19 protein-coding genes and 9 tRNA genes are annotated in these 22,317 nt (G+C 30.5%); all 28 read right to left on the bottom strand.

Annotated elements, in window-relative coordinates:
• Nucleotides 1-264: 264 nt before the first annotated feature.
• Nucleotides 265-1,062: a pyruvate, water dikinase regulatory protein gene (locus tag FGL08_RS11955; protein ID WP_138211339.1), complete on the bottom strand. Its 798-nt coding sequence runs from the start codon at nucleotides 1,060-1,062 to the stop codon at nucleotides 265-267.
• A 230-nt stretch (nucleotides 1,063-1,292) separates the two neighbouring features.
• Nucleotides 1,293-2,675 carry a UDP-N-acetylmuramoyl-L-alanine--D-glutamate ligase gene (gene murD / locus FGL08_RS11960; RefSeq protein ID WP_138211000.1) on the bottom strand — a complete coding sequence of 461 codons (1,383 nt, stop codon included), beginning with the start codon at nucleotides 2,673-2,675 and terminating at the stop codon, nucleotides 1,293-1,295.
• A 491-nt stretch (nucleotides 2,676-3,166) separates the two neighbouring features.
• Nucleotides 3,167-4,558, bottom strand: coding sequence for a glycine--tRNA ligase (locus FGL08_RS11965; protein ID WP_138211001.1), 1,392 nt, complete (start codon nucleotides 4,556-4,558; stop codon nucleotides 3,167-3,169).
• A gap of 111 nt (nucleotides 4,559-4,669) precedes the next feature.
• Complete coding sequence (gene lysS, locus FGL08_RS11970; protein WP_415578650.1) at nucleotides 4,670-6,124, bottom strand: lysine--tRNA ligase; 1,455 nt, start codon at nucleotides 6,122-6,124, stop codon at nucleotides 4,670-4,672.
• A 111-nt stretch (nucleotides 6,125-6,235) separates the two neighbouring features.
• Nucleotides 6,236-6,712, bottom strand: coding sequence for a transcription elongation factor GreA (greA, locus tag FGL08_RS11975; RefSeq protein WP_138211003.1), 477 nt, complete (start codon nucleotides 6,710-6,712; stop codon nucleotides 6,236-6,238).
• Between the two features lie 140 nt (nucleotides 6,713-6,852).
• Nucleotides 6,853-7,818 (bottom strand): tRNA dihydrouridine synthase DusB, encoded by a 966-nt coding sequence (gene dusB, locus FGL08_RS11980; RefSeq protein WP_138211004.1) that lies wholly within the window; start codon nucleotides 7,816-7,818, stop codon nucleotides 6,853-6,855.
• A gap of 8 nt (nucleotides 7,819-7,826) precedes the next feature.
• Nucleotides 7,827-8,606, bottom strand: a complete 780-nt coding sequence (locus FGL08_RS11985; RefSeq protein ID WP_138211005.1) for a type III pantothenate kinase — start codon at nucleotides 8,604-8,606, stop codon at nucleotides 7,827-7,829.
• Nucleotides 8,607-8,795: 189 nt separating this feature from the next.
• On the bottom strand, nucleotides 8,796-10,463 hold the full coding sequence (locus FGL08_RS11990) for a formate--tetrahydrofolate ligase (RefSeq protein ID WP_138211006.1): 1,668 nt from the start codon (nucleotides 10,461-10,463) through the stop codon (nucleotides 8,796-8,798).
• Between the two features lie 155 nt (nucleotides 10,464-10,618).
• The gene (gene ftsH, locus FGL08_RS11995) at nucleotides 10,619-12,601 is read right to left on the bottom strand and encodes an ATP-dependent zinc metalloprotease FtsH (protein ID WP_138211007.1); all 1,983 of its coding nucleotides are present in this window, start codon (nucleotides 12,599-12,601) and stop codon (nucleotides 10,619-10,621) included.
• 172 nt (nucleotides 12,602-12,773) lie between these two features.
• Nucleotides 12,774-13,313 carry a hypoxanthine phosphoribosyltransferase gene (hpt, locus tag FGL08_RS12000; protein ID WP_138211008.1) on the bottom strand — a complete coding sequence of 180 codons (540 nt, stop codon included), beginning with the start codon at nucleotides 13,311-13,313 and terminating at the stop codon, nucleotides 12,774-12,776.
• On the bottom strand, nucleotides 13,297-14,712 hold the full coding sequence (gene tilS / locus FGL08_RS12005) for a tRNA lysidine(34) synthetase TilS (RefSeq protein WP_138211009.1): 1,416 nt from the start codon (nucleotides 14,710-14,712) through the stop codon (nucleotides 13,297-13,299). Before tilS ends, hpt begins: the two co-directional genes overlap by 17 nt.
• Nucleotides 14,713-14,805: 93 nt before the next feature.
• A complete protein-coding gene (gene spoIIE, locus FGL08_RS12010) occupies nucleotides 14,806-17,193 on the bottom strand; it encodes a stage II sporulation protein E (protein WP_138211010.1) in 2,388 nt (795 codons plus the stop codon).
• A 216-nt stretch (nucleotides 17,194-17,409) separates the two neighbouring features.
• Nucleotides 17,410-17,486 (bottom strand) — tRNA-Met (locus FGL08_RS12015).
• A gap of 3 nt (nucleotides 17,487-17,489) precedes the next feature.
• A tRNA-Met gene (locus FGL08_RS12020) sits at nucleotides 17,490-17,565 on the bottom strand.
• A gap of 5 nt (nucleotides 17,566-17,570) precedes the next feature.
• Nucleotides 17,571-17,659 (bottom strand) — tRNA-Leu (locus tag FGL08_RS12025).
• A gap of 16 nt (nucleotides 17,660-17,675) precedes the next feature.
• Nucleotides 17,676-17,752 (bottom strand) — tRNA-Met (locus tag FGL08_RS12030).
• Between the two features lie 3 nt (nucleotides 17,753-17,755).
• A tRNA-Met gene (locus tag FGL08_RS12035) sits at nucleotides 17,756-17,831 on the bottom strand.
• 5 nt (nucleotides 17,832-17,836) lie between these two features.
• Nucleotides 17,837-17,925 (bottom strand) — tRNA-Leu (locus tag FGL08_RS12040).
• A gap of 14 nt (nucleotides 17,926-17,939) precedes the next feature.
• Nucleotides 17,940-18,015, bottom strand: a tRNA-Met gene (locus FGL08_RS12045).
• Between the two features lie 110 nt (nucleotides 18,016-18,125).
• A tRNA-Met gene (locus FGL08_RS12050) sits at nucleotides 18,126-18,201 on the bottom strand.
• A 6-nt stretch (nucleotides 18,202-18,207) separates the two neighbouring features.
• Nucleotides 18,208-18,296, bottom strand: a tRNA-Leu gene (locus FGL08_RS12055).
• 170 nt (nucleotides 18,297-18,466) lie between these two features.
• Nucleotides 18,467-18,880, bottom strand: coding sequence for a S1 domain-containing RNA-binding protein (locus FGL08_RS12060; RefSeq protein WP_138211011.1), 414 nt, complete (start codon nucleotides 18,878-18,880; stop codon nucleotides 18,467-18,469).
• Between the two features lie 37 nt (nucleotides 18,881-18,917).
• A complete protein-coding gene (locus FGL08_RS12065) occupies nucleotides 18,918-19,190 on the bottom strand; it encodes an FtsB family cell division protein (RefSeq protein ID WP_138211012.1) in 273 nt (90 codons plus the stop codon).
• A gap of 41 nt (nucleotides 19,191-19,231) precedes the next feature.
• Nucleotides 19,232-19,630, bottom strand: coding sequence for a spore cortex biosynthesis protein YabQ (gene yabQ, locus FGL08_RS12070; protein ID WP_138211013.1), 399 nt, complete (start codon nucleotides 19,628-19,630; stop codon nucleotides 19,232-19,234).
• A gap of 11 nt (nucleotides 19,631-19,641) precedes the next feature.
• Entirely contained in the window at nucleotides 19,642-19,935 is a 294-nt protein-coding gene (gene yabP, locus FGL08_RS12075; protein WP_138211014.1) for a sporulation protein YabP, read from the bottom strand.
• 120 nt (nucleotides 19,936-20,055) lie between these two features.
• On the bottom strand, nucleotides 20,056-20,316 hold the full coding sequence (locus tag FGL08_RS12080) for an RNA-binding S4 domain-containing protein (RefSeq protein ID WP_138211015.1): 261 nt from the start codon (nucleotides 20,314-20,316) through the stop codon (nucleotides 20,056-20,058).
• 87 nt (nucleotides 20,317-20,403) lie between these two features.
• Nucleotides 20,404-20,679 (bottom strand): HU family DNA-binding protein, encoded by a 276-nt coding sequence (locus tag FGL08_RS12085; RefSeq protein WP_138211016.1) that lies wholly within the window; start codon nucleotides 20,677-20,679, stop codon nucleotides 20,404-20,406.
• Between the two features lie 128 nt (nucleotides 20,680-20,807).
• The gene (gene yabN, locus FGL08_RS12090; protein ID WP_138211017.1) at nucleotides 20,808-22,256 is read right to left on the bottom strand and encodes a bifunctional methyltransferase/pyrophosphohydrolase YabN; all 1,449 of its coding nucleotides are present in this window, start codon (nucleotides 22,254-22,256) and stop codon (nucleotides 20,808-20,810) included.
• Nucleotides 22,257-22,317: the final 61 nt, after the last annotated feature.

The raw sequence follows: 22,317 nt of genomic DNA on the forward strand, positions 1-22,317 counted from the left end.
TGTTTAATTTTCAAAGTCCATCTGCTTCAAATTACTTTTACATATTATCACTCATAAACAACTTTGTCAACATAATTTTAATGTTTTTCTAAGTTATATTTACATAAGCAATGTAAATATATTAACATCATAAATATATATTGAACATAATTTAAACTCTAAATCAATTAATTTTCTTTTAAAATTCTCTATTTTTCTTCATTTTTCTCTCTTTTTTATATAAAGACACACATGGATTAGTTTTCTATCCATGTTTAAATATATTTATTTTTTTCCTATATACTTCATTATAATTAAAGCTGTATCCTCTATAGCTCTTTGAGTTACGTCTATAGTCTTACACCTTAATTTTCTCATCACCCTATCTGAAAATTCCAGTTCTTCAAGTATCCTTTCATCATTGGCATATTCAACACCTGATATAGCCCTCTCAAATTTATCTAACCTTCTTTTCCTTATCTCAATTAATCGCAATGGATCTATAACTAATCCAAATATTCTTTTTCTATCTACTTCAAAAAGTTCTTCTGGTAATTCTATTTCAGGTACCAATGGTATATTAATAGCCTTAATGCCTTTATTAGCTAAATACATACAAAGAGGCGTTTTAGAAGTTCTAGAAAGACCAACTAAAACTACATCTGCATTTTTTATTCCTGCGTAGTCTTTACTATCATCATATTGAATAGCAAACTCCATAGCCTCAATTCTTTTATAATATATATCATCAGTTTTCCATATAGCTCCTGGATTATATGATGGGTACGTATTTAGTAAAGTTGAAGCTATGTTGATTATAGGCCCAAGTACATTTACAATATTAACATTATTCTCAATACATTTTTGAGTAAGATATTCGCGTACATTTACAGTTATTATGGTAGACACTACCATACATTTTTCACATTCCTTTATAATACTCATTACATATTCCACGTCTTCCAAAGTCTTAACATATGAAATTCTCTTAACATCTACATCTTTAAATTGGCTAGATACCGCAATAGATACTTGCTCAGCAGTTTCCCCTATTGAATCTGAAATTGCGAATATAATCAATATAAATCCTCTCCTTCTCTCCATCTGATAATATTTTAATCTTATATTAATTTAAAATTATGAAATCTAGTCTTTCAAGAAAATGCTCTATTATATTTAATCTATATTACTTAGAGTTTTTATTAAATTATAATATATATATTCTGTTGCCATGATCTTTTTATAAAAATGGCACTAAAAAGAATACCACTCCAATTTAGCGCCTATATATAAATATATAATCTAACTAATTTCTATTTTAAATTTTCTACTAACTTTCTAAATTTATTTCCTCTTACCTCAAAGTTAGGAAACATATCAAAACTTGCACAAGCTGGTGATAATACTATATTATCTCCCTCACTTGAAATTTCACTAGCCTTATCCACTGCCTTTTCTAAAGAATTTACCATATAAATAGGTATTTCTATATGGTTTTCTTCTATAACATTTTGAAATACTGATTTTATTTTATCTTTAGTTTCCCCTAGTAAAATTAAACTCTTAATTTTCTCATATCCTCTCTGAGCTAAAGGTTCGAATGGAATTTGTTTATCATATCCACCTGCTATTAAGATGACAGGATTATCAAATACGGAAATTGTAGCTAAAGTCCTTGTTGGGCTTGAACCTATAGAATCATTATAATATCTTACACCATTGATTTCTCTAATAAATTCATTTCTATGAGCAACTCCCTTAAATGTAGTAGCCACATTTCTCATATTTTCTACTGATACTTCTCCTTCTACAGCTAAAAATGCAGTTAGATAGTTCTCTATATTATGCATTCCTTTGATAACTATGTCATCTTTCTTACATACTTCATTTCCTTTTAAATATAAAGCTCTATCTTTATAATAAGCAGCACTTTCATCTTCTCTTTTGCTACTAAATAACTTTACCGTTCCCTTTTCTTCACCTAAAAATGAATATGTTATATCATTTTCTCTATTTAAAATAAGTATTCCTTCTCTATCTTGGAATTTAAATATATTCTTCTTAGAATCTATATATTCTTCCATTCCCTTGTGCATATCTAAATGATTTGGACTTAAATTAGTAACTACAGCGACTTCTGGAGATACATTCATAGTCATAAGCTGAAAACTCGAAAGTTCCAAAACTACTTTATCTTCAGAACTAATTTCTTCTATTTTAGAAAATAGTGGTGTTCCTATATTTCCACCAACCCAAGTTTTATATCCTTCAGTCTTTAGCATGTTATATATTAAACTTGTTGTTGTAGTTTTTCCATCACTACCTGTAACACCATAAATTTTAGCAGGACAGAATCTAACAAACTCTTCCATCTCAGATGTTATATAACTTCCAGATTCTATTGCTTTAACAAAAGCCGGGTTATCTATTCTCATTGAAGGTGTTTTAAAAATTACTTCAAAGGGCGTTAAATCATCTAAATAATCTTCTCCCAATTTTAAGCGTACACCTTTTCCCTTAAAGTCTTTAACTAAACCCTTGTCTAATTTATCTTGTGTTTTTTTGTCTAGAGCAGTTACCTCAGCACCTAACTCTAGTAAAAAATATATAAGAGGCACATTGCTAACACCTATACCCACTACCCCTACTTTTTTATCTCTTATAAACTCTTTAAATTCCGAGAAATTTTTTTTCATTTAATCTTTCGCCTCCAAATTAAAGTTCTAATAAAAGAAACTCTCTCCAATCTATATTATACACGCTTTTTAACTTCTGTAACATAAAGTAATTCAATTATTAAAAAAGTTCATTATATACAATTATAATTATAGGAATATTCATAATTGTATAATAATTAGGAATCAAACAACTTATTGATCTCATATTGCAAAATTCGACTTTATATGCTATTATATTTTTGTGCCGTAAAGAAATGATATAGATAATTCCCCAAGTATAGGTTAATCATTGACATATCCCCATAATTATCACAATTAAAATAGCAACCCCATGATTAACCCCTTTAAACCGGATGTAAATCCGGTTATTTTTTTATTTTAATATATATAATTCTTTTAATAACTCTTTATCTATTAAAATAATATACAATTAAATTTAAAAAAAGCTAAGAATAATCTTAGCTTTTTTATTATTAGTTTAAATTAAATAAATTTTAATAAGAAATTATTTAAAACTCTATTTTTTCCGCAATGAAGCTTTCTAACTTATCTATTCCAATTCTTACTTGCTCCATTGTATCTCTATCTCTTACTGTAACCTGATTATCTTCTAATGTATCAAAATCAATTGTTATACAATATGGAGTTCCAATCTCATCTTGTCTTCTATATCTCTTGCCTATGCTACCAGTGTCATCATACTCCACATTAAATTTCTTTCTCAGCATTGAATATACCTCATCTGCTTTTTCAGATAACTTTTTAGAAAGTGGGAGTATTGCAGCTTTAAATGGTGCCAATGCTGGATGTAAATGTAGCACTATTCTTGAGTCATTATTATCAAGCTCTTCCTCATCATATGCATCCACTAAAAATGCAAGTGCAACCCTATCAGCTCCTAGCGATGGCTCTATACAGTATGGAACATACTTTTCATTTGTATTTGGATCCGTGTAACTTAAATCTGATCCTGAATGTTCCATATGCTTTTTAAGATCATAATCAGTTCTATCTGCTATTCCCCATAGCTCACCCCATCCAAATGGGAATAAGTATTCAATATCTGTAGTAGCATTACTGTAGAATGATAATTCTTCTTGTTCATGATCCCTATATCTTATACTATCCTTACTTAACCCCAAATTGAACAAGAAATTTAAACAATATTCTTTCCAGTAATTAAACCATTCTAAGTCTGTTCCTGGCTTACAGAAAAATTCAAGCTCCATTTGCTCAAACTCTCTAGTTCTAAAAGTAAAGTTACCTGGTGTGATTTCATTTCTAAAAGATTTTCCTATCTGAGCTATACCGAAAGGTACCTTCTTTCTTGATGTTCTTTGAACTGATTTAAAGTTTATAAAAATACCTTGTGCTGTTTCTGGTCTTAGATATATTTCAGACTTGCTATCTTCTGTTATACCTTGAAATGTTTTAAACATAAGATTGAACTTTCTTATTTCTGTAAAATTCTTCTTACCACATTTAGGACAAACTATATCGTGTTCTTTTATGTAGCTTTCATATTCTTCATTTGACCAACCATCAGCTGAAGCAACTTCTGCACCCTGCTCTGTCATATAATCTTCTATTATTTTATCGGCTCTAAATCTAGCCTTGCAGTCTTTACAATCCATTAAAGGATCTGAGAAATTCCCTAAATGTCCTGATGCTACCCAAGTCTCTGGGTTCATTAAAATAGCACAATCTAATCCTACATTATATGGACTTTCCTGAACGAACTTTTTCCACCAAGCTTTTTTTACGTTATTTTTAAATTCCACACCTAAAGGACCATAATCCCAAGCATTTGCTAGTCCTCCGTATATTTCTGACCCTTGAAATATGAAACCTCTAGTTTTACATAACCCTACTATTTTATCCATGGTTTTTTCTACAGCCATTAATACTCCTCCATTCTTTCATAAAATTCTTTATATAGTTCTTATTGGTAACCATCTTCAATTCAACAAATGGATGCCTAATACATAAGCACCCATTTAAATTTGTTTCTATTAGTTATTTGATGGCTTCATTGTTGGGAATAAAATAACATCTCTTATTGAATAAGAATCTGTTAAGAACATAATTAATCTATCAATACCTATTCCTAAACCACCTGTTGGAGGCATACCTATCTCTAAAGCATGCATAAAGTCCTCATCTATAACATAGGCTTCATCATCGCCTAATTCTCTTTCTTTCATTTGTTGCATAAATCTATCTCTTTGAACTATTGGATCGTTCAATTCTGAATAAGAGTTACATATTTCTCTACCGAATACAAATCCTTCAAATCTTTCTGTGAAGGCTTCATTACCTCTTTTCTTCTTAGTTAATGGAGATATTTCTACTGGGTAATCACATATAAATGTAGGCTGAATCATATTTGCTTCCCCATACTCTTCATATAACGCATTTAGAATATCAGCTTTTGTACAATCTTTTAGTTCCTTCTTAAACTCTAGGTGTTTTTCTTTAGCTATTTCTCTAGCTTGTTCATCAGTCTCGATATTATTGAAATCTACTCCAGCATATTCTTTAACTGCATCTACCATTGTTATTCTTCTCCAAGGCGGCATAAAGTCTATTTCAGTACCTTGGTACATTACCTTAGTAGTACCTAATACTTTTTGGCATACATATGCAATCATATTTTCAGTTATTTCCATCATATCATTGTAGTCAGCATAAGCTTGATATAGCTCTATCATTGTAAACTCTGGATTATGCCTTACATCTATTCCTTCATTTCTAAAATTCTTTCCTATATCATAAACCTTTTCAAATCCAGCTACTATTAATCTTTTTAAGTATAATTCTGTTGCTATTCTTAAGTACATATCTATATCTAATGCATTATGATGAGTCACGAAAGGTCTTGCAGCTGCTCCACCTGCTATAGGGGAAAGAATTGGAGTCTCAACTTCCATGAATCCCCTATTATCTAGATATTCCCTTATTGCTTTTATAATAGCTGTTCTTTTTACAAAAGTATCTCTAACCTTTTCATTCATAATTATGTCTACTTCTCTATGTCTATATCTTAAATCTGGATCTTTTAATCCGTGCCATTTTTCTGGTAATGGTCTTATTGATTTACATATTAATTCAAAGTCTTTTATGTGTATTGAAACTTCTCCAGTTTTAGTCTTAAACACAAGTCCCTTAACTGATATTATATCTCCTAAATTAAAAGACTTAAATTCTTTTAACTTTTCTTCTCCAACGTCATCCAACTTAATGTATATTTGAATTTTACCATATCTATCATGGATATGAGAAAATCCAGCCTTACCATGAACCCTTTTAGACATAAGCCTGCCTGCTACTGTAACCTCACTATTCTCAAGACTATCAAAGCTTTCTACTATTTGCTCTGATGTATGGGTTACTTCTACTTTATATACATCAAACGGATCTTTTCCATTCTTCTGTAACTCTTCTAATTTTTCAACTCTTTGACTCATTTGCTCACTATATTCTTGTTCTGCTTTTTTTTGAAGTTTTAATTCTTTTAACTCCTCTTTTGTTAATTGTCTTTCTTCTGACATCTAAATTCCTCCTATTCTCTTCTCGTGCTATTTTACTTCTAATATTTCATATTTACTTACTCCATCCGGAATAGGTACTTCTACTATTTGACCAACTTTCTTATTCATTAATGCATTTCCTACTGGAGATTCATTTGAAATCTTATTCTCTATTGGATCTGCTTCTGCTGAACCTACAATTTTAAAATCTATTTCCTCATCAAATTCAAAGTCTTTAACCTTAACTATACAGCCTAGAGTAACAGTATCCTCTTTCATGTCTGTTTCATCGATAACTTCAGCATTTCTTAGCATATTTTCAAGTTGAGCTATTCTTCCCTCTACAAATGCTTGCTCGTTTTTAGCTTCATCATACTCTGCATTTTCACTTAAATCTCCAAAAGAAAGAGCAACTTTAATTTTCTCAGTTATTTCCCTTCTTTTAACAGTTTTTAAAAATTCTAATTCATCCTCTAATTTCTTTATACCCTCAGGTGTCATCATATATTTCTTTGATCCACTCATGATTTTCGCTCCTTTATAAATAAACTTTACGCATATGTTTATTTTTTACATCTATACTATAAATTATATTTTCTTATAACTATTTAACTAATTATAAAACACGCTTTAGTTAAAGTCAATATATATGCCATCTTCTAATTCTACACTATTTCTTTATAATCTGATAATATTTTTATTACTTCTTGTGGATTATCTTTTGTGTTAACAATATTTTTTATTTCAGCACAATTCTTAATTCCTTTTATATAACATGCAATGTGTTTTCTCATTTCTCTAACTACTTTATATTCTTCTTCATATTCCAAGGCTAACGTATAATGCTTTATACACATCTCTACCTTCTCTTTATCTGAAACTAAAGGTATTTCTTTTCCTTCTAATGCTAATTTTACATCTCTAAATATCCAAGGATTTCCCATAGCACCTCTTGCAATCAAAATGCCATCACAATTAGTTTCATTTTTTATTCTCTTAGCATCTTCTGCTGAAAAAACGTCACCATTACCTAAGACAGGTATAGATACTGCTTCTTTTACTTTCCTTATAATATCATAATCAGCCTTCCCTTGATACATCTGTTCCCTAGTTCTACCATGAACAGCTATAGAATCTACGCCTGCATCTTCTAAGGCTTTAGCAAATTCCACGGCGTTAATATGCTCATCATCAAATCCCTTTCTAAACTTTACTGTAAGAGGTTTACATGAAACTTTTTTTATTTCTCTTACTATATCTGCCGCTAGCTTAGGGTCTTTCATAAGAGCTGAACCTTCCCCATTTTTTACTATTTTAGGTACTGGACATCCCATATTTATATCAATTAAGCAAAAATCTTCATTTTTATTTAAATAGTCTTCACAAATTTTAGCCATAATATAAGGGTCACTTCCGAAAATTTGAATAGCAGAATTTTTACATCTAGGTGATACTTTCATTAAGTCTTCTGTATTCTCACTACCATAATAAAGTCCTTTTACACTGACCATTTCTGTGTAAGTTAGATCACATCCCATATCTGTGCAAATTTCTCTATAAGTCACATCTGTAACTCCCGCCATAGGTGCTAAGAATACAGGATTTGTGAATTCTAGATTTCCTATGTTCATAAAATAACCTACTCCTTGTTTTTTTGGTATATTGTCTTTAAACCATTCAAAGTTAAAAATGGTTCAACTTTATGTATTGTGGAAGATTCTTCACTAATAGAAACTGCAAGACCACCAGTGGCAATAACCAATGGTTCAGATTCACCAATAGCTTTCATTTCTTCCTTCATTTTATTTACTATAAAATCTACTTGCCCAACATATCCATAAATTATACCCGCCTGCATGCTTGTAACTGTATTTTTACATATAACAGTTTTTGGCTTTTCTAATTTTACTTCTGGAAGCTTGGCAGCTCTTTCTATTAATGCCTGTGTAGATATCTTTATTCCTGGACATATAGCTCCACCTAGATAGTCCCCTTCTGCCGTAATTGCACAAAAGGTAGTTGCCGTACCAAAATCTATAATAATAAGTGGTTCTTTATATATCTCATGTGCTGCTACTGCATTAACTATTCTATCAGCTCCAACTTCTTTTGGATTATCATACTTTATATTAATTCCTGTCTTTATTCCAGGACCTACAATTAATGGTTCTATATTAAAATACTTTCTTACCATATGTTCAAAAGAATACATAACATTTGGAACAACTGATGATATGATCACACCTTCTATATCTTTAATTTCTATGTTATTATGCTTAAAAAGCTGAATAACTTGAATACCATATTCATCTGATGTCTTGTTTGCATCTGTTGAAACTCTCCAAAATGAAATTAATTCTGTATCTTTATAAACCCCTAGAACTATATTAGTATTTCCAACATCCATAACTAAAATCATGCTACAATACACCGCCTTATGTACTAATATAATAAAAGCAGCTTTTAGCTGCTTTTATTATACTTTCATGTAATCAATAATTTAATTGTAGCAACTCAAACTCATTTGTCAAGTATATAACTTATACCACTTTAAATTAAGACTTCCATTTATATATATATAATTACTTATATATTCTATATTATATACTTAGAATAATCCTATTATTTTCCCATCTTCAAGAACATCAATATTATTTGCTGCTGGAACTTTAGGTAATCCTGGCATTGTCATTATAGCACCAGTTTGTACTACTATAAAACCTGCTCCATTTGATATCCTAACTTCTTTAACTGTTATATTAAATCCTTTAGGCCTTCCTTTTAAGGTTGGATTATCTGATAAAGAGTTTTGTGTTTTAGCCATACATATTGGTAATTTATCTAATCCTAAATCTTCTATTTCCTTTATACTCTTCAGTGCCCCTTTATCAAACTCAACATCATCTGCACCATAAATTTCTCTTGCTATTGTAACAATTTTTTCTTTTATGCTTGACTCAACGTTATATAATGGCTTAAAGTTACTTTCTCCTTTTTCAATAACCTCAATAACTTCTTTTGCAAGTTCAATTCCGCCATTACCGCCTTCAGCCCAAACATCCGATAATGCTACTTTAGCTCCAGACTTCTCACAATATTCTCTTATAAGCTTTAGCTCTGCATTGGTATCACTTACAAATCTATTTATAGCCACTACTGTAGATACATTGAATTTTTTAATGTTTTCAATATGTTTTTCTAAATTAGCCATACCCTTTTCTAGAGCTTCTAAATTTTCATTGTTTAGTTCTTCTTTTTTCACTCCTCCGTGGTGTTTTAGTGCTCTTACAGTCGCAACTATAACAACACAATTAGGTTTTAATCCACCATATCTACATTTTATATCAAAGAACTTTTCAGCACCTAAATCGGCTCCAAAGCCTGCTTCTGTAACCGTATAGTCTGAAAACTTCATTCCCATCTTTGTAGCTATTAAGCTATTGCATCCATGAGCTATATTAGCAAAAGGACCTCCATGTATTATAGCTGGTGTATTTTCAAGAGTTTGAACAAGATTTGGTTTTATAGCATCTTTCATAAGCATTGCCATAGCACCATTCACTCCTAAATCCTTACAAAACACTGGTTCATTATCTAAATTGTATCCTACTAATATTTTACCCATTCTCTCTTTAAGATCCATTAGGTCTTTAGATAAACATAGTATAGCCATTATTTCTGATGCCACAGTAATCATAAACCCATCTTCTCTTAAGAATCCATTTGGTTTACCGCCAATTCCTACTATTATATTTCTTAATGCTCTATCATTCATGTCGATAACTCTTTTGAATTTTATTCTTCTACTATCTATTCTAAGTGAGTTCCCCTGATGAATATGATTATCTATAGCAGCTGATAGCAGATTGTTTGCCGCTGTAATAGCATGCATATCTCCAGTGAAGTGTAAGTTTATATCTTCCATAGGAACAACCTGAGCATAGCCACCTCCTGCAGCCCCTCCTTTAACACCAAATACTGGACCTAATGAAGGTTCTCTTAAAACTGCAATAGAATCTTTTCCTAACTTATTTAGGGCCTGACTTAATCCTATTGTAACTGTAGATTTACCTTCTCCCGCTGGTGTAGGATTAATAGCTGTAACTAATATGAGTTTCCCTAACTTATTTGTGGTCTTTTCCAATGCATCTAAGTTAATCTTACATTTGTATTTACCGTAAAGTTCTATATCTTCCTCTGTTAGTCCTAACTTTTGTGCTATCTTATTGATATGTTCCATTTTAGCTTCTTGAGCTATTTGAATATCAGTTTTCACAAAATCAGCCCCTTTATATATTTTACAAGAATGGTTAAATATATTTTCCCCTCTTGCTAATAATTATCAGTTATATTATACCATAAGTACTTATAAGTAAAAAGATGCTTAAAATAAAAGATAACCTAATTTAGGTTATCTTTTATTTATTATAACTATTGATTATCATCTTTTAATTGATCCTTATTTATAGATGATTCTTTATCACTTTCTACCAAAGAATCATCCTCCACTTTTTCATATTCAGATTCTAATTGCGATGCCTTGTTTTCTGTTTCATTTTCTATATTTAATTCAACAGCTTCTTCTTTGAGAACTGATTCTAATTCTTCCCCTCTCATAATAGCTTCAAACTGCTCTCCATTTATTTTTTCTCTTTCCATAAGAGCCTTTGCTACTGCATGAAGTTTATCCATGTTTTCTTTTAATATTGTTTCAGCCCTATTATATGCTTCAAAGCTTAATCTTAAAATCTCTTGATCAATTTTAGATGCAATCTCTTCACTATAATTTCTTTCATGGCCCAAGTCTCTTCCTAAGAAAACTTCACTTTGACCTGTTCCAAAAGATATAGGGCCTAATACATCAGACATACCATATTCTGTAGTCATTTTCCTTGCTATAGAACTCATTCTATCTATATCATTCTTAGCTCCTGTACTAATATCGTCAAGTATAAGCTTTTCAGCAACCCTTCCTCCTAAAAGAACTACCATCTCATCTAATAATGTAGATTTTGATGTGTAACTTTTGTCTTCTTCTGGTAAGCTCATTGTATATCCACCAGCCATACCTCTTGGAATTATACTTATTTCATGTACCGGATCTAAACCTTCTAGACATTTTCTAACAACTGCATGCCCTGCTTCATGATAAGCAGTAAGTTTTCTATCTTTTTCACTAACCACTCTACTTTTCTTTTCTGGACCTGCTATTACTCTTGTTATAGCTTCCTCTAGTTCATACATACCAACAATTTTCTTATTACCCCTAACTGCAAGTAATGCTGCTTCATTCATTAAATTCTCAAGATCTGCTCCTGTAAATCCTGGTGTCATCTTTGCAAGTACCTTAAGATTTATATTTTTATCTAAGCGTTTATTTCTACAATGAATTTTTAATATTTCTTCTCTACCCTTAACATCTGGACCACCTACTACGATTTGTCTATCAAATCTTCCTGGTCTTAATAATGCTGGATCTAAAATGTCAGGTCTATTGGTAGCTGCAACCATTATAATTCCTTCATTTCCAGAGAAACCATCCATTTCAACAAGTAGTTGATTTAACGTTTGTTCTCTTTCATCATGTCCTCCACCAACACCTGCTCCTCTTTGTCTACCTACGGCATCAATCTCATCTATGAATATAATACACGGTGCATTTTTCTTTGCTTGTTCAAACAAGTCTCTTACTCTAGATGCACCTACACCCACAAACATCTCCACAAAGTCAGAACCGGATATAGTAAAGAAAGGTACTCCCGCTTCACCTGCTACTGCCTTTGCAAGTAAAGTTTTACCTGTACCTGGAGGTCCTACTAATAAAACACCTTTTGGTATTCTAGCTCCCATTTCTATATACTTTTTAGGTTGCTTTAAGAAGTCTACAACTTCTGCTAACTCCGCCTTTTCTTCATCTGCTCCTGCCACATCATTAAAGCCTACTTTTTTTCTGTCTGGGGTAGCCATTCTTGCTTTACTTTTTCCAAAATTCATAACACCTCTACCACCGCCACCGCCTTGTGACTGCTGCATAAACATAAAAAAGACAAATCCCAACATTAATATAAATAATAAAGTTGGCAAATATTGAAACCATACTGGAAAGCTCTGTGGTTTCGTATATTCAATTTTAACTGCCTTTGTATCAGCTTTTTCAACCAAGCTATCTATTAATCTGGATGATATTACAGATTCATATTTAGTTTTATCTTTTAATTCACCAGAAACTATTGCTATACTTCCATTTTGCTGTATTTTCAAGGATTGCACTTTATTTTGATTCCAATAACCCACAAATTGATCAACCCTTACATTTCCACCTGTTTTATTTGATTCAAGCATTGTAACACCTGCAAACATAGCTAATAAAAGCACTAATATCCAGGCCGTTGTTGCACTAAAAAACTTCTTCATTTAAAGGCCCCCTCTCTATTTAATTACTATAAAATTTTATCATACGAAATTTTTATTTACAATAATAATTATTATTAATTATTTATTAATGGTATGCTTTACCATAATTTATTTTAATAAAATAAATATTTATATTTTATTGCACATATAGTCCACATATTTAGATATGCTTTTAGTTTGTATATACTTCTTCTTTTAATATACCTATAAAAGGTAAGTTTCTATATTTCTCTGCATAATCTAGTCCATATCCTACCAAGAAGTAGTCAGGAACTTCAAAACCTAAATACTTAACATCAATTTCTACCTTTCTTCTTTCATATTTGTTTAATAAACATGCTATTTCCACGGATTCCGGTTTTCTTGATTTTAGATATTCAATTAGATATTTTAACGTAATCCCTGAGTCTATTATATCCTCAACTACAAGAACATGCTTGCCTTCTATCTCTTCATCTAAATCTTTCAATATTCTAACAACGCCAGAAGTAGTTGTAGATTTTCCATAACTTGATACAGCCATAAAATCCATATAGCAAGGTATCGTAACTTCTTTTATAAGATCTGACATAAATACAACGGAACCTTTTAAAATTCCTATTAAAATCAATTCTTTTCCCCTATAGTCTTCACTTATCCTTTCTGCTAGTTCTTTTGTTTTCCTTCTTAATTCTTCCTCTGAGTAAAGCACCTCTTTAATGTCTTCTCTCATTAGCTTTTCCCCTCTCTATGTTTATTTTAAGCACATTCTGTGTTTTATTAGTTACTTTGAATTTTTCACTTACCCTATATCCTATAATCCATGCAATTTCATCATTAAAGCATAAGAGAGGAATAATATCTCTTATTTCCTTAGGAATCTTCATATCTATAAAAGCTTTCTTTAATTTCTTATTTCCCTGCATTCCTAATGGATTAAATAAATCGCCTTCTCTTCTATATCTCAATGTAATATTTCCACACACTTTATCATAATCAAAATACTTTAGATATTTATTATTATCACTTACATCTATAGACTTTTTATCGAGTACTTCAAGAGAAACTTGCATGTTTTCTGAGATTATATTTTTTTCCCCGATTCTTAAGCTTTGTTCCTTTAATTCAGTACTCTTATATTTTAATACATCTAAATTCTTACCAAATAATATATGTACCTCGCCATAATTATTGTATGCAATAATTCCACTTGGAAGCATAACTTTTTTTCCATTACTATGTGTCTGTATATCTATGATACTATATATGTGGCTTTTTTCAAAGTTATATGTATCTCCAGTTAAACTAGTTAATGCAAGTCTTATGATTCTTGTTAAGATACCTTTTTTCTCTTTAAAAGCCTCTTTACTTATTATAACCTTATTATTTTTAATATCACAATATTTTTCATAATATTGCCTGGAAATATCATCTAAAATCTCATTATCACTCTGCATATTGTAAGCAAGCCTGTTTAAAGCTCCAATTATATCATCATTAAAATTTTCTTTCATATATGGAATTAGTTCAAGCCTTACTTTATTTCTAGTATATATATTTTCTAGATTTGTTTTATCTATTCTGGGATTTAAGCACTCCCTTTTACAATATGATTCAATCTCATTTCTTGTTATATTTAAAATAGGTCTTATAAATACCTTGTCCCTAACAGGCTTTATGCCACATAATCCATCTATTCCAGTTCCTCTCATAACTCGCATTAATAACGTCTCAGCCTGATCATTTGCATTATGTGCAACAGCAATCTTATTAATAACATACTTTTCTTTTAGTTCATTAAAAAAATTGTACCTGAGATTTCTACCTGCGACTTCACAGGATACACCATGTTCTTTTTCATACCCCTTAACATCTACCCTTTTTCTAAATAATTCTATATTTAGATTCTTGCAAAGTTCCACTACATATTCCTCATCTTTATCTGATTCTTCTCCCCTTAGACAATGATTAACATGAGCTGCACATATTTCTATGTCCAGCTCATTTCTAAGTTTATTCAAAACATGAAGTAAACACACAGAATCAGGGCCTCCTGATAGAGCTACTAATATCTTATCACCGTTATCAATCATATTATGTTGCCTTATACTTTTCATTACTTTCTCTATCAAGTTACCAACTCCTATTTAAATACATTAATTATTAATGTTACAATACATAATTATAACATAATTACTCGCTGCTAAAGATTATTTTACAAATTCTTAATAAACTGTATAAATTTTAGATACTAATACCGTCATGTCGTCTTTAATTTTATAATCGTTAAGTTTTATTGCTTCATTTAATATTTCACAGGCTATTTCTTTAGGGTCATTACTATTACTATTTTTTAGGTATTCTACAATCCAGTTGCTGTTCAAAAGATTACTATCATTATAATCTAAAACTCCATCACTTACCATTACAATAAGATCACCATTTTTAACTTTTTTATTCTCTATTTCAACATCCACAGTGTCTAGAACACCTATAGGTAAACTTTTAGATTTTATAATATCAATTTTACTATCACTCTTTAAGAAACTTGCTACTGCCCCAACCTTCATAAACTCAACATTACCACTATATAAATCAATATTACATAAGTCTAAAGTTGAAAACTTTTCATCCTCATTAAATTTCATGCTCATTATAGAGTTAATGGTATTAATAGCCGTTATTTTATTAAAACCAGCCCTACAAAATTCGTTAATTAAGTTTACAGATGCTTCACTTTCTTTTCCTGCCTGTGGTCCAGAACCCATCCCATCACTTATAATTGAAATATATGTTCCATCCTTCAATTTAGAGAAGCTATTACTATCTCCATTACATTTTTCACCATCTTTACACTTTACAGCTGAATAGGAATTTACATGAAATTTGGGTATCTGTTCAAAAGTTACAGAACAAGTATTTTTCTTCTTATCAATACAACAATTTTCACTAGTTACACACATAGGCTCTCCAACAGCTTCATTCATATAAGAAAGAATCTTTTTAGAACAACTCTTTTTTCCTCCACATGCTTCTAACCATAACTTTATAACATTCTTACATCTCTCATCCTTTATACACAGTATATTACTATAGCTAATCCTATTTTTATCTAAAATTCGTTTAATCTTATTCTCTAAACATATATTTATTGAAATGTTAGCCTGTATATCCTCTCCAATAGATTTAACAGTACTTGCCATACTCTTTATTTGACTCGATAAAAGTTCTCGTCCCTCACATAAACTATTTTTTCTCATCTCATTTATAATGTATCTATTTACAATCTCCTCTGTATTTTTACTTAGAACAGTTCTGTTTATACATTTTCTTTCTAATTCGTAGGGCATAGTTTTTTTATTTTCTTGATAATTTTGTATGAGCTCAGAAAAGGCCGAATATGTATAATGAATTTCACGTTTCCAACAAATACTATTCATATCACATTGAGCACAAGCTCTATCAGCCAAATTTTCAATTAGTGCGGAACTCTTACTTTTTAGTGCTAGTTTATCGTTATCCACTAATTTATCTAATGTTGAAGATATATTAAATAATAAATCTGAAAATCCATTAACTTTTTCCGAATATATATTTCTTATTTTACTAAGATAATTTTCACTCAAATTTTCTTTCTTCTCTTCTACATTAAAGTCTAAAATAAGTTTTTTATAAATTTTCTCTGGTATAAATATAATAGCGGTTAGAGCTATTATAGCCTCAATACCTATAAAACTAGTATTAGTTCCTAAATATATTTGCACTATGAAAAAGGTAACTCCACATGCTAATGAAGTAAAATATTTCCCTGTATCTCTGAATAGTCCTGATATAAGTCCACAAATGCCAAAAACACTTATAAATATAGGCATATCAGCAGAAGTCATTCCTATTATGGCTCCTAAAGCCACTCCTGTTGTACCTCCTGTAGAAGGTCCACATATAAATCCAACCATAGCAACAAAAAATATTCCTACTACATTCGTAAGTGATATATACCTTATGTTAACGCCCCAAGTTCCAGATAATATTAGAGAAATAAAAATACCCATGCTAATCATTTCTTCATTGCTAAACACTTTTTTATAATCTAATGTTTTAAAACATATTATCCCTTGATTAATAATATAATATAATGGTATTAAGCATAGCACTTCCATAAAAGAATAAAAAACACTTATAGAGAAGTTCATTTTATTTATAACTAATCTAGATATAATGTACTCTACAATTAATAAAGATGCTATGGATATAATTTTCTTCTTTTTTTCTTCTCTAGAAAAAATATAATTGGATCCTATTATAGTACTTACAGATATAAAATATATTGATATATTCTCAACCTTGTTTATTAAGGTTATATATCCAATCATACTCCCTATGCCACATATCAAAAATTTTTCTTTATCTAGATGTAATGAAAATGCTATGAGTAATGCTATTCCAAATGGAGCCATGCCGTTTATTAATTTTACTCTACTTATAAGGAAACATATAAAAGCAAGATAAATATAACTTTTAATATTTTTCAAAATATATTTTTTTGAACATTTCTCCTCGCTATCTTCCTTTTTCAACCTTTTGTAAGGTAATACCTCTAATCCATACTGCATTTAATACACCACCCTTTTCAAAATTACGAAATTATTATAACAAATCTCTCTGGAAATAATTGTCATAACATAGTGGTGATATTTTTTTTCATGAGACATAAACTTTTAATATATGTATTTTTTTACCATTATTCTTGTCATAATATTTTTTTACAATGTAACGTCTAAATTTTATCTTTATAAAACAAAAAAAGTTGTTGAATATTCAACAACTTTTGGTAGCGGAAATAGGACTTGAACCTACGACCCTTCGGGTATGAACCGAATGCTCTAGCCAGCTGAGCTATTCCGCCATGTGGTTGCGGGGGCAGGACTTGAACCTACGACCTTCGGGTTATGAGCCCGACGAGCTACCAGCTGCTCCACCCCGCGATATTTGGTGCTGAAGACCGGAATCGAACCGGTACGGTGTGTTAGCACCGCAGGATTTTAAGTCCTGTGCGTCTGCCTGTTCCGCCACTTCAGCATGTTATATTTAAATATGGTAGCGGAAATAGGACTTGAACCTACGACCCTTCGGGTATGAACCGAATGCTCTAGCCAGCTGAGCTATTCCGCCACATGGTTGCGGGGGCAGGACTTGAACCTACGACCTTCGGGTTATGAGCCCGACGAGCTACCAGCTGCTCCACCCCGCGATATTTGGTGCTGAAGACCGGAATCGAACCGGTACGGTGTGTTAGCACCGCAGGATTTTAAGTCCTGTGCGTCTGCCTGTTCCGCCACTTCAGCATGTTATATTCAAATGGTTGCGGGGACAGGACTTGAACCTGCGACCTTCGGGTTATGAGCCCGACGAGCTACCAGCTGCTCCACCCCGCGATATTTTAGTGCTGAAGACTGGAATCAAAACGGTACGGCTATAAACACCATAAGATTTTAATCCTTGTGAATCTGTCTGTTCCATCAATTCAGCATATTAATAATTTAAATGGTTGCGGGGGCAGGACTTGAACCTACGACCTTCGGGTTATGAGCCCGACGAGCTACCAGCTGCTCCACCCCGCGATATTTTGGTGCTGAAGACCGGAATCGAACCGGTACGGTGTGTTAGCACCGCAGGATTTTAAGTCCTGTGCGTCTGCCTGTTCCGCCACTTCAGCATAACATCTTTTGTCGCAATTTATCAGCGACAAGTGTAATTATATATTAATAGAAATAATATGTCAATACTTTTTTCTAAAAAAACTTTCTATATAAAATAAAGCTAGAGACATTTTATTGAACTCTAGCTTTTTATTTCTATTTATTAAATGAATATATATAAATCTATTTATTTTTTCTTTTTACCATTTCCTTGATTTCTTGCTGATTTAGCTGTCTTCATTTCTTTTAATCTTTCTTCACTTTCCTTCAAAAACTTAGAAAGATTATCTTCAAAGTTAAAAGAATGAACTTTAGACTTCTCTTTATTCCAATCTATTTCTTGAGGTGCATTAGTCCTTTTAGGTCTTTCCTCTTCAAGCTGTTTCATTGATAAACTAATTTTGCCATTTTCGTCAACTGATATAACTTTTACTTTTACTATATCATTTTCTTTTAAATGTTTACTTATATCTTTTACAAAAGTTCTAGATATCTCAGATATATGTAATAGTCCAGTTTTTCCCTCCACCTCTACGAACGCTCCAAATTTTGTGATGTTAACCACTTTTCCTTCTATAATGCTTCCTGGTTTTAAAGACATCGAAAAAGTATCCTCCTTAAAATAATATTTATGTAATTTATTTTTTCTTGTCTACAATCGTTGATTCACCTTTTTTTGTTAATCCCAATCTTTCTCGAGCTATCTTCTCTATGTATTGATCATCTTGGGACATTTTAACCTCATCTTTTAACTTTTGATTTTCCTTCTTTACTTGTTCTACTTCCATATTCCACTTCTTCATTTCTTTTTTTTGATTGTATATAGTTATTTGTTGAGATACTAATGTATATACCACGTATATTATTCCTAAAAATAGAATTACTTTTTGGGAATTTCTAAACCTTTTCACAGTATATCATACCTTTCAAGTTTGGTAAATTGATAAAACCATTAATTTTTAAAACTTTTCTTAAGCTTATAAATTAATATACTTACTGGAAACATTAAATGTTTTATAAATATTCTTATACTCGTAAATAAAAACTTATTTAAATTATACAATATTAATATACATAAATCACTTAAAAATTTTAAATATACTAAAATTCCTATAAATATTAATATATATATATATATACTAACATATGCGTAGTTCGTGTACAACAAGAATATAAATACCAAAATCGATGTAAATATCCAAAAAAGTGTATCTTGTATAATTGTAACTATATTCCCTGGATGGGAAACCCCTCTGATTAGTCTATAGATGTCAAATAATGTCCCCGTTAAAAATCCAGCAAGTATACTAAATATAAATAACCTTAATTGAAAATCAATTGGAAATAACATACTAAATCACCTTACTTAAATAATCTTTTAAAGATAGATTCGTCTTTTGAAAGTTTCTTATGATTTTTATATAAACAACTATTAATTTCTCCTGTTATATTTACTTCCCCATTTGTTACATCTAATTTATTCATTTTTAAATCACTACCTTTTATATTTAACCCGCCAAGTTTTGTACTAAGTATTATTTCTTCCTCATTAAAGCTCACAACTTCTAGCACTCCACTTATTTCAAGTTTCTTTCTATCTTCTAATAATAATCTCCCTTTTCTTTCTTCAGTTATTATTTCTTTCTTTCTCTCCATATAATCCTCCCAATATATAGTGCTAATTATATAACCACTATTACAATGTATATGCAGTAAGTGTCTTATAAATTCTTTATACTAATAAAAAAAGATGAGGCTTTATTTATAGCCTCATCTTTACTCCTCCGCATCTTTTCCTGATATTATATCATACATTTCTTTTGCTTCTTCTTTTTTTACATGTTCAGTTATATTTACAATTTTAGCTTTTAAGGTATCCTTTGCAAATAATATTTCTATAATATCATTTTCTTTTATAGTAGTACCTGCTTTGGCTTCCTTGCCATTTATATGGACTCTTCCACTGTCACAAATTTCTTTAGCTTTTGTTCTTCTTTTTATTATTCTAGAAACTTTTAAATATTTATCTAATCTCATAATTATCTCCCCTTTTTCTTCTATTAAGAAAATTATAAAACAAAAAACCTAGATTTGCACCTAGGTTTTTATATTAGTTATTAAAAACTATTTGTTTACTTTTTCTTTAAATTCTTTTCCAGCTTTGAAAACTGGTGCTATTGATGCAGGAATCTCGATTTCTTCCTTAGTTCTTGGATTTCTTCCTTTTCTAGCAGCTCTTTTTCTAGTTTCGAAAGTTCCAAAACCAATTAATTGTACTTTCTCATCTTTTTCAAGAGTTTCTTCTACTGCTTCTATAAATGCTTTTAGAGCAGCTTCTGCATCTTTTTTAGTTAACTTAGATTTTTCACTCATAACAGTAATTAATTCAGCTTTATTCACCTTAGTTACCTCCTTAAATTAAAGTACGCTCTTTATTTGAGTATACTATAAAATAGCTTATTCTTCAAAAGATTAAAAAATCCTTCTTTTTATATGATTTTTTTGTATTAAAATTATTAAACCTGCATTTACTTTTGATTTTTCGCATTTTCCCAAAGTTTATCTAAATCTTCTAGTGACATATCTTTTAGATTATTGCCTGTATTTATTACATGCTTCTCAATAAACCTAAATCTATGTATAAACTTTTCTGTAGTATGGTTTACAGCTTCTTCTGGATCTACTTTTAAAAACCTGCAAACATTAACAGTCGCAAAAATCAAATCGCCTAGTTCATCTATTATTTTTTCCCTGTTTTTTGAATTATATACCTCAAGAACCTCAATATATTCTTCTTTTACCTTGTCTAATGCTGGTTTTATTTCTTCCCAATCGAATCCAACCTTAGCTGCCTTTTTTTGAACCTTTTCAGCTCTAATTAAACCTGGTAGACTTCTTGATATATGCTCTAGTTCTTCTGTGTAGGTGCTATAACCCTTTTCTTTTTTCTTAATACTTTCCCAATTATCTAATACTTCTTCCGAACTGTCAAGTTTAATTTTCCCAAATATATGTGGATGTCTATTTATCATTTTCTCACATATACCCTCAGTTACGTCATAGATGTTAAAATATCCTTCGTCTTTTCCAATTTTAGAATGAAAAACAACTTGTAATAATAAATCTCCTAATTCTTCTATTAAATTATTTTCATCCTCTTTTTCAATGGCATCTATAACCTCATAAGCCTCTTCTATTAGACATCTTTTAAGAGATTTATGATCTTGTTCCAAGTCCCAAGGACATCCATTTTCTCCCCTTAAAACATCCATTATCTTAACTAAATCATAGAAATCTTTTAATGCTTTAGTACCCTTGGGTATATATAGTGATGTTAAATAATCTATATCTTCTTGTCTATCTAATTCATAAAGTTTTATTTTTCTTATACTCTCTAAATCTTGAACTCCAGCTGCCCTTACAAAATAAATTTCTTCTGAATCATTATAATACTCAGATAGTGCTAGCTTAACCTCTGAAGCTATTAATTTATTATAAACTTGTGTAATTATTATTCCTGTATTGTTATGTAATATGGTGTTTTTTATTTCAAATGCATCAACTATCTTAATACCTTGTATAGGATCTATTTTAAGTGCTTCCATTATAGCCTCAATAAAACTTACAGCAGGTAGTATTTTGTATTCAATATTATGTTCTGTGCAAAGCTCTATTAACATTGAAACTGACTTTTCTGCTACTAATGGATGACCTGGCACACCATATATTATATCTTCATGTTCCTTATGTTTTTGAATTAAATCCTTTGATATTGCACTATATACCTCATCAAAATTATCATAATTTTCATAAAAGTTATCATATACATCAAATTTAATTCCTAAAGATTTTATATACTCAATAGTTGGATGTTTTTCTGTTCTAAAAAATATCTTTTTACAGCTTTTTAAAGCTTCTAAGGCACCAATAGTTAATGAATCTTTATCTCCTGGTCCTAAACCTAAAATTTTAATCATAAGTTATTCACTCTCCTTCCTATGTAATTTTAACATAAATTTATTATTTAAAATATCGTAT

The organism is Hathewaya histolytica, assembly GCF_901482605.1.
GTDB lineage: Bacteria > Bacillota > Clostridia > Clostridiales > Clostridiaceae > Hathewaya > Hathewaya histolytica.